The sequence below is a fragment of the Silvibacterium acidisoli genome (assembly GCA_022870745.1).
Classification (GTDB): domain Bacteria; phylum Acidobacteriota; class Terriglobia; order Terriglobales; family Acidobacteriaceae; genus Silvibacterium.
Genome location: CP085323.1, coordinates 2246342 through 2259050 on the forward strand (window position 1 = coordinate 2246342; position 12709 = coordinate 2259050).

Consider the following 12709-nt stretch of genomic DNA (forward strand, 5'->3'; position numbering starts at 1 on the left):
CGCCATGGGCATGCCTCCTTATCCGCCGAGAGACGCCGAACGGCAGGCCCGCGAATATGCGCGTGCCCAGGCCAGGGCCGCACAGGAGCAGGCACGTGCGCAGCGCCGTTACTGGAGTTATCAGCGCCAGTTGCGCCAGCGGGGATCTGTTGCCAGACCCCTCCTGCTGATCTCCGTCGGCGTCGTTGCATTCCTCCTTGAGACCGGCAAGCTCAGTTCATCGGCCTTCTGGACCTGGTACAGCCGCTGGTGGCCTGTCGTCCTCATCGCGATCGGTCTCATCCTGCTGCTCGAGTACTTCCTTGACCGGCGTGATCCTTACAGCGGGCAGCGTGGCGCGGGCGGAGTGGTGTTTTTCATCGTGCTGCTGGCCTTTCTCGGCTGGGGAGCACACACCGCGCATCGCTGGGCGCCCTTCAGCAACCAGTTCGGGAGCGATGGCGATGATTTCTTCTCGATGCTGGGCGAGGAGCATACCAACGATCTCGACGTGAACACCACGCTGAACGCGGGCGCTACCGTCGACATCCAGAACCCGCGTGGCGATGTGACGGTAAATCCTTCCGATGACGGCAGCATGCACGTGCACGCTCACCAGATCGTACACGCGGATTCGGAGAAGAAAGCACAGAAGGTTTTCGACCAGATCAGGCCGCAGATCAATGCCTCCGGTAACAGTGGGTCGGTGATTGTTCCGGGACGCGACGGCGTGCGGGTAGACCTGATTGTGAATGTCCCGGCGAAGTCATTTGCCCGCATCAATGCGGGACATGGCGACGTGACGGTCAACGGAGTCGCGAACAATGTCGATGTGACCTCCAATCATGGCGACGTGAAGTTCGACAACGTGGGCGGAGACGTCCATGCCCGGATGAACCATGGCGATTTTTCCGCTCATCAGGTGACCGGGAACGCTACCGTGGACGGCCATGTGGATGACGTGACTCTTTCGGAGGTGAAGGGCCAGGCGACGCTCAACGGCGAGTTCTTCGGAGACACCCACCTCGAGCAGATCGGTTCGAATGTGCACTTTCAGACCACACGCACCAACCTCGATATTCCGAGGCTCTCGGGCGAGCTGACCATGGACTCCGACGATCTGGATGCGAACCAGATGGCCGGGCCGGTGCGCATTGTGACCCGGTCGAAGAACATCAAGCTCTCCGATGTCTCCGGCGATGTGCATATCGAGAATAGTGACGGCGACGTTTCGATCAGGGCGGTCTCGCCGCTCGGGAACATCCAGGTGGCGAACAAAACGGGCGGCGTTACGGTCAGCCTGCCGGACAACGCAGAGTTCTCAGTGAATGCGAACACCACCCAGGATGACGATCTTGAGACGGACTTTCCGCTGCAATCCGCGACTACCAATGGACGCCATACTCTTACGGGAACGATCGGCAAGGGAACGGTGACGTTGAACCTGCAGACCACGCACGGAAATATCGAGCTGAGAAAAGGCGGTTCGTCGGCTCCGCCGGAGCCACCCAAACCGCCTCAGGCACCTAAGACGCCAGAACCGCCGAAACACCTGAAGGTGCCTAAGGTGCCCCCGGTGCCGCCTGTGGAGCAGTAGTACCAAGCTTTTCCGCAACCAGCGACTCGATGTGCGACAGGACCTCTTCGAGGTCCATGCGCGTCGAGTCGATAACGATGGCATCTGAAGCCGGACGCAGCGGCGACTCGGCGCGATTGCGGTCGCGCTCATCACGCTCCCGCAACTCCTTTGAGATGACAGTCTGCGTGACGCCCGAAGTATCCGCGCCCGCCTGCTCGTAGCGGCGCTGGCTACGAGCTTCGGGAGACGCATCGAGAAAGAACTTCAGGTCGGCATCGGGAAAGACGACGGTGCCGATATCCCGGCCTTCCATCACCACTCCGCCGTGGCTGCCCATCTGCTGCTGCAGGCCTACCATCCACGCGCGAATGGCGGGGTGAACGCTTACCTGCGAGGCCGCCTGTGTGACTTCGACATCGCGGATGCTGCCGGTGACGTCCGCGCCGTCAAGCATCACGCGGTTGCCTGACGGCGTCGGCTCAAGCTCGATGTGGGTCGAAGCGGATAGCCGCTCCAGCCCTGATGCATCGGCCGGATCGACTTTCTCCGCAAGAGCCTTGAGGGCAAAGGCGCGGTACATGGCGCCGGTTTCCAAATTCAGCAGGCCGAAGTGCGCGGCGAGGTGCCGCGCTACTGTGCTTTTCCCTGCTCCGGCCGGTCCATCGATGGCGACGATCAGTCGCCTCATTCGCCGCTGTCCTTGGGCTTACGCTTGCCGAACGGCGAGCCGGAACGAGGGCCCGACTTGAATCCGGGCTTCGATCCAAACTTGCCGCCGGGCTTGCCTGCGGATTTGAAGCCGGGTTTGGAACCGAACTTACCACCCGGCTTCGATCCGAATTTTCCTGCCGGCTTTGCTCCGAACTTCTTCGCGGGGCGACCCTCGGAGCCTGCGCCGAACTTCGGCTTGCCACCGAATGCCGGCTTGTCTCCATAGGAGCGCTTGGGCTTATCGCCAAATGCTGGTTTGTCGCCGAAGGAGCGCTTCGGACGGTCGCCAAAGGAGGGCTTGTCTCCGAAAGAGCGCTTGGGCCTGTCACCGAATGCCGGCCTGCCTGCTCCAGCGGATCTCGGTCTGCCGAAACCACCGCCGCGCTTCTGGTCGTCTCCGCCTTCGACGCGGCGGGGACGGCTCTCGCGATCACCTGCACCGGGCTTATCGCGGAAGAACGGGCGTTTGCCCTCTTCGCGCGGCTTGCTGAAGCTGCGGCCTTCGCCACGTCCGGCGCCCGGAGCGGTGCGGCGGGGACGGAACTCGCCACCCTCAGTCCCGCCTTCAGTGCGCGGCCGGAAAGGCTTGCCAAACGGCTTGCCGAAGGAGCGGTTGCCTCCCTCGCGCGATCCGCCTTCACGGGGGGAGGAGCCGGTCTTGTCGCGGAAGAACGGGCGCTTGCCCTCTTCACGCGGCTTGCTGAAGCTGCGGCCCTCGCCGCGCGCTCCACCCTCGGTACGGGGACGATAAGGCCGATCGCCACGCTCGGAAGCGCCTTCGGTACGCGGCCGGAAGGGCTTGCGGAAGCCGCCCTCTTCGCCACGGCCTGCCGGGCTGCGGCGCGGTGCGCCACTTCCGTAGGGCCTGCGCTCGCCCTGTTCGCCGCCTTCACTGCGGCGCTGGAACGGCTTGTCGCGGTCGCCAAATGGCTTACGTGCGGGACGATCTCCACCTGCAGCAAAGGGCTTGCGTGCCGGGCGATCTTCGCCCGTGCCAAACGGCTTACGCGGCGGACGGTCGCCTCCTGCTGCGAACGGTTTGCGGGCAGGCCGGTCGGAGCTGCCCGCTCCAAATGTCTTGCGGCGCGGCGGATATTCACCACGCGCATTGCGCTTGTCGCCGAAGGGGCGGTCGGAGCTGCCGGTGCGTGCGGGTCGATCCGTTCTCGCGGGACGATCGCCAAAGCTGCGGGCGGCCGGACGTGCGGGCCGGTCATCTCGGTCACGGCGTTCACGGCCCTCTGACGGACGGCGGTCAAAGCTGCGCGGCTTGTCGCCACCGAGGACAATCTCGGTGATCTCTGGCTCTTCCGGCTCCTCGGCGAACTCGGGCAGCGATCCGGCCACATGGAACAGGAGCTGCGCGCCGACGGGAATGACGGCCAGCTGCCGGGTCGCGGCCAGTCCATTGACGACGTCGCGAGCCTTCGAGCGCGACGTGACCGGAGACAGGAAGGTCTCTACGTCTTCTGCACCGGCGGCCACGACGGAGTCGAGGTAGAGCGAGACGAGCGCGGAAAGCGCGGTCGACTGCGCCGTTTTATTGGAGATATTCAGGGCTTCTTCGAAGTGGGTCTGCGTCAGCTGCCAGCTGGTGGGCTCGGTGGCCGAGAAGATCGGCATCACGCGCAGGGTGCTCCACATATCCATCAGGCTGCGGATGACGGCGGATTCGGTGATTTCGCGGCCGAGCGCGGCCTGCAGCTCGGTGACTTCAAGCGAGGCCTTCTTATCCAGCAGCTTCCAGATCTCGGCGACCAGCGGCGAGGCCTTGGGCGGAACGGTCTTCCAGTTACGGCCGCCGCGCAGGCTGAAGAGGTAAGGGAAAACCTCGGGAGAGACCAGGAAGTCCGGCTGCTCGGAGAGCGTGCCCAGCAGGTTCAGCGGCAGGGCAGTCTTCGCCTCGACCATGCGGAACATCAGGCTGGTGGCGTTGTCGATCTGCTCCCGCGCCGGGGTCTCGCTGGGTGCACCGACGGTTGCCTCTACGAACGAAGGCGCGGGTGTCTGGAACTGGTTACGGCGCGGCAGGAAGAGGCAGAAGCCGACGGTGTTCAACCATTCGGTAGCTTCTTCGAGCGTGAGGACGGGATTCTGTTTCTGCCGCCACCGCTCGGCGCGCGCTGTCTGGAGCTGTTGGGATGTCAAAGAGAACCTTCTTCACCCGGCAATTCTGGCCGGGATTCCATTTTTGCCTGCCTGCCCGCTCGTTATCAGACGGCGTAAGGCGCAGAAAGGCACTCTCACCAGTATACGGCTCGGCGGTTGCTCGACATTGATCTGCCATGACATCTATTTCACACGCGATATTTCATGCTCTCGATATGGCTGCCATCATGGGCTGGCAGATGTTCTGGGCACTGGTGCTCGGCTTCTGGCTCTCGGCGGTCATCCAGGCAGTTGTCTCAAAAGAGGAGATGGGACGGCTGCTTCCGGATGACTCGCCGAAATCCATCACCATTGCCTGTGGACTCGGCGCCGCTTCGTCGTCCTGCTCATATGCCGCGGTCGCGCTGGCGCGGTCGCTGTTTCGCAAGGGCGCGAATTTCACAGCCGCCATGGCCTTTCAGTTCGCGTCGACGAACCTGGTGCTCGAGCTGGGAATTCTGCTGGCCGTGCTGATGGGCTGGCAGTTCACGCTGGCGGAGTTTACCGGCGGACCGATCATGATCGCGATCCTCGTGCTTTTGCTGAAGGCATTTTTAACGCCCCGGCTGGTTGAGGCCGCGAGAGAGCAGGCCGAGCGCGGCCTGCAGGGGCGCATGGAGGGCCACGCGGCGATGGATATGTCCCAGCACGAGGGAACCATCTGGCAGAGGATGACCTCGGATAAAGGGCGGACGGCGATCAGCCATCTCTTCGTCATGGACTGGGCCTCGCTCTGGATGGACATCGGTGGAGGGCTGCTGATATCGGGCGCGCTGGCGGCGTGGGTGCCGGATCGCTTCTGGCAGGGATTCTTTCTCGCCGGTCACCCCATAGCGGCGAAGCTCTGGGGACCGGTCGCCGGTCCGCTGGTCGCGGTGCTCTCATTCGTCTGCTCGGTGGGGAATGTACCTCTGGCGGCGGTGCTCTGGAATGGTGGCATCAGCTTCGGAGGGGTCATCGCATTTCTTTTCGCCGACCTCATCATCCTGCCGATCCTGAATATTTATCGGAAGTATTACGGGTTGAAGGTCAGCGGGCTGCTCTTTGTCCTGTTCTATCTGGCGATGACGCTGGCGTCGCTAGCGGTAGAGTTTCTCTTCGCGGCACTGCACCTCATTCCGCAGCAGAGGCGCGCACAAGTTGCCGGGATGGCTTTCAGCTGGAATTACACCAGCTGGCTGGATGTTGCCGCGCTCGCGATCGCGGCAATTCTGCTGATTCGATTTCTCAGGACCGGTGGTCCGGAGATGCTGCGCATGATGGGCTCTTCGTCGCAGGACGAGCACATGCACCACCACCGCGCGTAGACGCGTGCCCGCGTGGTAAAGTCGTACCCATTCGATCATGAGAAACCTTAGGCTGGCGCTGTTGGCATATACGTTATTGCTGGTTGGCTGCTACGACTCACGCAACACCCGCTCTCTTCAGCAGAACACTGCAGACGTTACCGCCGCGGCCAAGCGGAGCGCAGGCGCGGTTGCGCGAGGCGTTTTCGAAGGGCTGACACGAAAAGGACCGATCGATCTGAATCGCGCCTCTGCCGCTGACCTGGGCAAGCTGCCGGGCCTGACCGATGCCGATGTCAAAGCCATCATCAAGGCAAGGCCGTATGACAATACATCGCAGCTTATAAAGCGGCGAATCCTTTCGAAGGCAAAGTACAACGCCATCAAGAGCCAGATCGGTGTGAAGTAGGGCAGCGAACGACGCGCTTTCTCGGGAGGCCGCCTGTCATTCCTGCAATTTCGACCATTCTCCGATCGCTACCCGAGCAACGAGGCGTGTACCTCCCTTGCCATCCGGACCGAAGATCAGGGCTTCACCGTCTTTAAGGCCCCCGGCCTGATTCGGGAAGGCAGCGGTTATGTTGGGCATGTGAGTCACTATGAACGTGTTTTTACCGGCTTCGAAATGCGTAACCGCGGCATGTAGCCATGCTGTCTGACTGGCCTCCACACCAGACATCGACACTCCATGGTCGCCGAGTTCAGGAACAACAATGGGATTACCGAGCTCAGCGTAGCGAACGGTTTCCAGCGCTCGAAAAGTTGGGCTGGAATAGACCGCGCCGATCGGTATTCGGAGTTTTCTTAGCGCAACTCCCATCTGCGTGGCTGAATCAATGCCAGCCTGATCGAGCTGCCGCTCTCCGCTGGAGTTTCCGGAAGCGGCCTCTCCCTGTGCCGGTGGCGCCTGTGGGGCCGAAGCATGGCGCATGACGACAACATATCCGCCTGCCTTCAGTGCTTCCGTGAGAGATTTACCTTCCAGCATCTGGGCATCCGCCGCTGTGGCCAGTAAACCGATGATGGCTGCCGCGCACCACGATCTCGCCTGAATCCAATTCATGACCTGCCTACTCGGAGTTGCTTCTTCGATCTTGCAGCTCATTCATGAAGGTGATGATCGTGCCCCTCTTCAAACAGCTCCTCGAAGAGTTCCTTCACCTTCGGCCGGGCTCCGTCCAATGTCTTCTTTCCGGCTCGCGTACCGAAATAGACTTTACGGCTTCGACCGTCAATCCGTGTTGTCTTCGCTTTCAGCCAGCCACGCTTCTCCATGCTGTGGAGCAGCGGATACATGGTGCCAGGACCGATTTTGTAGCCATGGCGGCGCAGTTCCTTGATCATGCCAAGCCCGAAGACCCCTTCGGTACAAGCATGGTGGAGCACGTGGATACGGATCAGGCCCGAGAAGGCTTCGGTATCTGCGATTCCTCGTTTCGTAGTCGCCAATTCGCCTCTTCCGTGAATATTACTTCGTTGTCATCTTAAGGAAGGCTTAAGGTTGAGGGTCTTAGCCTCGATTGTATCGGGTTTCGATAGCACTCCTGGGCAGGTACTTCGTGAAACCGCGCTGGTCTTATCTACCGCTGATCTTCTTCATGGTTCTGGTATGCAGTCCAAGAGCTCTCCACGCTCAGGGGCCGCCGTACCAGACAGACGATCCTGTTCCTGTCGACTATCAACATTTCGAGTTCTATATCTTTGGAGCCGCCGATGGAACGCCGGTTGAAATGGATTCGACTGGCCCGGCTATCGAGTTCAACTGGGGCGCTGTTCCCAGGGTTCAGCTTCACGCCGTTCTGCCTCTGGGGTCCATCCATCCGTTGAATCATCCGGCTTACAGTCCCCAAGGGCAAGGGCCGGGCGCTTTCGGCCTGATCGACTCCGAGGTGGGGGTGAAGGTCGCGTTTATTAAGGAGAGCCCGCATTTCCCGCAGGTGGGCATGTTTCCCATGTTTGAGCTTCCGACCGGCGACTACGATCGCGGCCTGGGAGTCGGCAAGGTTTACTACAAGATTCCTCTGTGGCTGCAGAAGAACGAAGGCGATTGGCTCTTCGATGGCGGTGCCGGGTATGCAGTCGTTCCGCAGGAAGACTACAGGAACTACGCCTACACCGGCTGGCTGGTAAAACGAAAACTGAACGAGCGGCTTGAATTAGGGGCGGAAGTCTTCGCACATGGCGGAGAAGGGATCGCGGCACCACAATTTCAGGCTTCAACGCTCGTTGATGTCGGTGGTTATTACCACTTCAAAAATCATCCCGGCGAACAGTTCCTTTTCTGCTATGGCCACTCCGTTGCAGGGCAGACGGAAAACTACGCCTACGTCGGCATGTACTGGACGTGGGGTAAGAGCGACAAGCCAGATGCTGCCATGCTCTGGCTCAACCGGCCGCGAAACATAAACAGTTTTTAGCCCTCACAGTTGGCAAGAGGAAGGTTATGGAAGTTACATCTCGATCGCTCTGGACGATCATTCACGGCATGGGTTTCGGAGCGCTTTATCTGCTTGCCTGCTCCGGGCTGCTGGTAGAGCTTCATCGCAGGTTCATCGCTCGAACGGATTCGGTCACAGTCAACGGCGGTCCTTTTCTGAAGTGGTACCTGATCGCGATGAGCACATGCGCGTGGATCGCGGTGCTGACGGGGACCTATGTCGTTTATCCGTGGTACCGTGCAACACCTCCTGCCGGAACGACAGACTTGGCCGGATATCCGCAGAAGCTGCTCATGGCGCACGCAAACACCATCGGATGGCATTCGACAGGCATGGAATGGAAGGAGCATGTTGCATGGCTGGTGCCGATTGCGATGACGATGGCGACCAGCGTGGTAATCGAATATGGACGCGATCTGCGAAATCACACGAAGCTGCGTAACGCAGTGCTGGTTGTCGTTCTGCTCTCTTTCGTTTCCGCAGGCATAGCCGGATTCTGGGGAGCGATGATCAACAAATACGCACCGATTACGGGCGGATCGACATTGACCCTGGAAAAAAGTGAGACACGCCGATGAATGATTCTCATGGATCGAACCCGTCCAAACGGCTTCCGAATGGGCCGGGCGCTGCTGCGATTTTCTCCACCGGGCTAGGCGTCTTCGTGCTTGCCTTGCTGGCGATCATTGGAGATCATTCGGCGCCGTTCAAGAAAGCGATGATCTTCTATGTGCCAACAGGGCCATTATCGGGAGTAACAACGCTTGCCGTTGCCATTTGGATCGTGTCGTGGATCGGGCTGGATGCGATGTGGAGACGGAGCGATTCCAAGGCCTGGGCAATCACAACGGGACTCATCCTCTTCGCCCTGTCATTCTTACTGATGATTCCCGCCGTCGGAGATATCTTCTAGAGCGATAACCCGGACCTAGATACGGTTGAAGGCTTTCTGAATGTCTTTCCAGGAATAACGCAGCGCGATGGGCCTGCCGTGGGGGCAGCTGGTAGGGTGTTCTGTCCTGGCCAGCTCGGCGAGCAGCCATTCCATGCGCTGGTTGTCGAGGCGGAAGTTCACCTTGATAGCCGAGTGGCAGGCGATTGAAGCGGCAACGCGGGTGCGTAGCGTACCCATGTTCTCGGCCTGTGCGGGATTGCCTGCCTGCTCGAGAACTTCCATCAGCATGCGCTCCATGCGCGCGCCTTCGAGGCCGATAGGGGCGGCCTTAACAGCGATTGTGTTCGGACCGAACGGCTCGGCTTCAAAGCCGTTACGCTCAAGTTCTTCCGATATGCCGGAGAAGAGCACCATCTGTTGCGGCAGCAGATCGATGAGCAGGGGCATGAGCAGGCGCTGTCGCTTCACGCTCTCGACCTCGCGTTCGCGCAGGATCTTTTCAAAGAGCACTCGCTCATGGGCGACATGCTGGTCGACGATCCAGAGACCTTCGTCGTTGACTGCGAGGATGAAAGACTCGCGCAGCTGGCCGAGCGGCTTGAGAGAGGCCAGGGAGTTGAGGGTCGGCGCCTCGCCACCCTCCGGCAGCTCGTTGGTGTCCCACTTCGGTTCGCAGTCGCGGAGGGTTCCGCTGCGCGCCGGCTCGACAGGCATCGGCGCCGCGGACAAGGGAAATGGAATGTTCTGTTCCTGCGGTGGCAGCACCGGCGAGGTCAGCACCAGGGTTTCGCCGTCGCGTGTCAGAACCGGTTCCGGCTCAGACTGGTTCTGCGAGTCAACACCGGGTTCGCCCTGCGCTTCGATATCTTCTTCGCCGGGTGCGGGCGATTGGCGTGGCATGAGCACGGCGGACGCCGTGGGATTCGCCGTGAGCGCCGAGAAAAACTCCGCCGCCGGGCGCGCCTTCACCAACGTGTTGCGGATGCTGTCGCGTACAAAGTCGTGGATATAGCTCTGCTGACGAAACCGCACTTCGGTCTTCGAGGGATGGACATTCACATCCACCTCGTGCGGCGGCATATCGAGAAAGAGCAGCGCGACAGGAAACGACGTCGGCGGAATGACGTTGCGGTAGGCCTCGCTGATGGCGTGCAGGATGAGCCGATCGCGAATGAGCCGGTTGTTTACGAAGATGTAGATCGAGTTGCGGTTGAGTTTCTGCAGCTCAGGCTTCGAGACGAAGCCGGTCACCCGCAGAAATCCGGGGTCTGGCGGCTGATATTCGTCATCGCGCTTCCAGGGCGGAGGCTCGGGCAGCCCAGCGCGGTCGAAGGGGCGTTCGGCAGTGAGCGGAATCAGCTGCGAAAGCGTGTCGTTGCCGAAGATCTGGTAGATGCGCTCCGATGGCTTGCTGACCGGTGGTGCGATCAGCAGCGCATGGCTGGCCGAGTGCAGCTCGAAGTGTTTGCCGGGATGCGCCAATGCGTAGTGGGTGACAAGCGCGGTTACGTGTGAGAGCTCGGTCGACTCGGCACGCAGAAACTTGCGTCGCGCCGGTGTATTGAAAAAAAGATCGCGGATACAGATTGTCGTTCCGGTAGGCAGTCCGGCGTCTTCCACGCGATAGATCTTGCCGCCGACGATCTCAATGCGCGTTCCACCGGCTTCGTCTTTCGAACGGGTTTCGAGTTCAAGACGGGAGATAGAGGCGATGGAGGGCAGCGCCTCGCCGCGAAAACCGAGCGTGGCGATGGAGAGCAGGTCGTCGCTGGAGCGGATCTTTGAGGTTGCGTGGCGCTCGAAGGCGAGCAGCGCGTCATCGCGCACCATGCCGATGCCGTTGTCCACAATTCGAATAAGCTTGCGGCCGCCGCCTTCTACTTCGACGGAAATGCGCGTCGCTTCGGCGTCGAGCGAGTTCTCGAGCAGTTCCTTGACGACAGACGCAGGGCGGTCGACCACTTCGCCTGCGGCGATCTGGTTGGCAACCTGGTCGGAGAGTATGCGGATGCGGCCCATGCCAGAGTGAAGTCCTGAAAATAAGATGGAGACGGCCTGAGCCGTCTCCGATTGTAGCGGGATTCCTTCCGCGGTTTCTGTCTACCGGGTGAGAGCTTCTTCGGTGGTCTTGTCCTTTGTGCTTTCGCCGAGGCGATCGCCAAGAACATGCAGGCGCAGGAAGTTGGTCGAGCCAGACTTGGTGCGGGTTCCGGCGACGATGCCCACGATGTCCTGCGGGCCGGCGTGGCCATTCTGTTCTAGCAGCGTCTCTGCCATGTCCACCATCGCTTCGGCGGTGTTGGCCTTGGGGCAGCGGATGGATTGAACACCCCAGAGCAGGGCCATGCGATTGATGACCGTCTCCACGCTCGACAGCGCGTAGATGGGCGGCTTGGGGCGGTACTTCGAAAGCTGGCGGGCGGTGGTTCCGGTTTCGGTGAAAACGGCGATGGCGCGAACATCGAGGTCGGAAGCGGCATGGGCCATCGACTCACAGATGGTTTCCGCAACGGAAAGGCGGACGTGGGCGGGGCGATTCTTCTTGAAGCTGTCGTCGATGTGCGACTCGGTCTCGATAACGATCTTGGCCATCATCTTGACGGCTTCGACCGGATATTTGCCTGCGGCACTTTCAGCCGAGAGCATGACCGCATCCGTTCCGTCGTAGACGGCGTTAGCCACGTCGCTGGCTTCGGCGCGCGTCGGGCGGGGATTCTCGATCATAGACTCGAGCATCTGGGTCGCGGTGATCACCGGCTTGCGGTAATCGAGCGACTTGCGGATGATCAGCTTCTGGATCGCGGGAACCTTCTCCGGCGGGACTTCCACGCCGAGATCGCCGCGGGCGACCATCACGCCGTCGGTGACTTCGAGGATCTCATCGAGGTTGTCGATGGCCTGCGGTTTCTCGAGCTTGGCGACGACCCAGGTGTCTGCTCCGAGGCTGGCGATACGGTTCTTGACGATGCGGATGTCTTCGGCGGTGCGAACGAAGGAGACGGCGATGGCGTCGACCCCTGCCTTGACGACGAAATCCAGGTCGGAGGCGTCCTTTTCAGTCAACGAAGGCACCTTCACCGGGATACCGGGCAGGTTGATGCCCTTCTTTTCACCGAGCAGGCCTCCATTGATGATCACGCATTCCACGTCGTCGCCGTGGACAGCGATCACGTGCAGCTCAATCAGGCCGTCGGAGAGCAGGATGCGGGTTCCGGGCTCGACGTTTTCAGCCAGCGTGGTGAAGACGGTAGATACGGTGCGGGCATTGCCCTTTATGTCACGGGGAGTGATGGTGAGCTTTTCACCGGCGACGAGCTGAACGGGCTTGCCGCCTTCGAGCAGGCCGGTGCGGATCTTCGGTCCCTGCAGATCGGCGAGGATGCAAATGTTCTTCTTTTCCTCGGCGGCGACCTTGCGGACCATTTCGATCAATTGAAGCTTTTCCGGCTGTGTGCCGTGAGAGAAGTTCAGACGGGCAACGTCGAGTCCAGCGCGAACCAGCTCGCGAAAAGTGGTTTCATTGCTCGATGCAGGTCCAAGCGTACCGACGATCTTTGCGCGGCGTACGGGTGCGTCCTGCGCGACCTTTGAATCGGCAAAAGTAGAGTTCATCCATCCCCCAACTGCGTTTTTGGCTTTAACGCGTGTGCAAACTACTCAATTTTAAACCTTC

At 60.6% G+C, this 12709-nt stretch carries 12 protein-coding genes; 6 read left to right on the forward strand and 6 right to left on the reverse strand.

Annotated features, from left to right (window positions below):
• The first annotated feature begins 4 nt into the window (after positions 1–4).
• Complete coding sequence (locus tag LJD29_RS09255) at positions 5–1576, forward strand: DUF4097 family beta strand repeat-containing protein (RefSeq protein ID WP_446745475.1); 1572 nt, start codon at positions 5–7, stop codon at positions 1574–1576.
• Here the strand turns inward: LJD29_RS09255 and cmk are convergent.
• Complete coding sequence (cmk, locus tag LJD29_RS09260) at positions 1542–2246, reverse strand: (d)CMP kinase (RefSeq protein WP_446745476.1); 705 nt, start codon at positions 2244–2246, stop codon at positions 1542–1544. The two genes, LJD29_RS09255 and cmk, sit on opposite strands and share 35 nt — an antisense overlap.
• On the reverse strand, positions 2243–4417 hold the full coding sequence (locus LJD29_RS09265) for a hypothetical protein (protein WP_446745477.1): 2175 nt from the start codon (positions 4415–4417) through the stop codon (positions 2243–2245). Before LJD29_RS09265 ends, cmk begins: the two co-directional genes overlap by 4 nt.
• Before the next feature lie 137 nt (positions 4418–4554).
• Here LJD29_RS09265 and LJD29_RS09270 point away from each other — a divergent pair, with 137 nt between their 5' ends.
• Positions 4555–5724: a permease gene (locus tag LJD29_RS09270; RefSeq protein WP_446745478.1), complete on the forward strand. Its 1170-nt coding sequence runs from the start codon at positions 4555–4557 to the stop codon at positions 5722–5724.
• A gap of 37 nt (positions 5725–5761) precedes the next feature.
• The gene (locus tag LJD29_RS09275; protein ID WP_446745479.1) at positions 5762–6112 is read left to right on the forward strand and encodes a ComEA family DNA-binding protein; all 351 of its coding nucleotides are present in this window, start codon (positions 5762–5764) and stop codon (positions 6110–6112) included.
• Positions 6113–6148: 36 nt separating this feature from the next.
• Here the strand turns inward: LJD29_RS09275 and LJD29_RS09280 are convergent, their stop codons facing one another.
• Both LJD29_RS09280 and LJD29_RS09285 read right to left on the reverse strand, forming a co-directional pair.
• Positions 6149–6766, reverse strand: a complete 618-nt coding sequence (locus LJD29_RS09280; RefSeq protein ID WP_446745480.1) for a histidine phosphatase family protein — start codon at positions 6764–6766, stop codon at positions 6149–6151.
• 38 nt (positions 6767–6804) lie between these two features.
• Entirely contained in the window at positions 6805–7152 is a 348-nt protein-coding gene (locus LJD29_RS09285) for a PadR family transcriptional regulator (protein WP_446745481.1), read from the reverse strand.
• Positions 7153–7262: 110 nt separating this feature from the next.
• On the opposite strand from LJD29_RS09285, the gene LJD29_RS09290 reads away from it, so the two are divergent.
• The 3 genes from LJD29_RS09290 to LJD29_RS09300 are packed head-to-tail and all read left to right on the forward strand — an operon-like array spanning position 7263 to position 9054.
• Entirely contained in the window at positions 7263–8120 is an 858-nt protein-coding gene (locus LJD29_RS09290) for a transporter (RefSeq protein ID WP_446745482.1), read from the forward strand.
• A gap of 26 nt (positions 8121–8146) precedes the next feature.
• The gene (locus tag LJD29_RS09295) at positions 8147–8719 is read left to right on the forward strand and encodes a hypothetical protein (RefSeq protein ID WP_446745483.1); all 573 of its coding nucleotides are present in this window, start codon (positions 8147–8149) and stop codon (positions 8717–8719) included.
• Positions 8716–9054 carry a hypothetical protein gene (locus LJD29_RS09300; protein WP_446745484.1) on the forward strand — a complete coding sequence of 113 codons (339 nt, stop codon included), beginning with the start codon at positions 8716–8718 and terminating at the stop codon, positions 9052–9054. The genes LJD29_RS09295 and LJD29_RS09300 overlap by 4 nt, the downstream gene beginning before the upstream one ends.
• 15 nt (positions 9055–9069) lie before the next feature.
• Here the strand turns inward: LJD29_RS09300 and mutL are convergent, their stop codons facing one another.
• Positions 9070–11055, reverse strand: a complete 1986-nt coding sequence (gene mutL, locus LJD29_RS09305) for a DNA mismatch repair endonuclease MutL (protein ID WP_446745485.1) — start codon at positions 11053–11055, stop codon at positions 9070–9072.
• A gap of 81 nt (positions 11056–11136) precedes the next feature.
• The gene (gene pyk / locus LJD29_RS09310) at positions 11137–12648 is read right to left on the reverse strand and encodes a pyruvate kinase (RefSeq protein ID WP_446745486.1); all 1512 of its coding nucleotides are present in this window, start codon (positions 12646–12648) and stop codon (positions 11137–11139) included.
• Positions 12649–12709 lie beyond the last annotated feature (61 nt).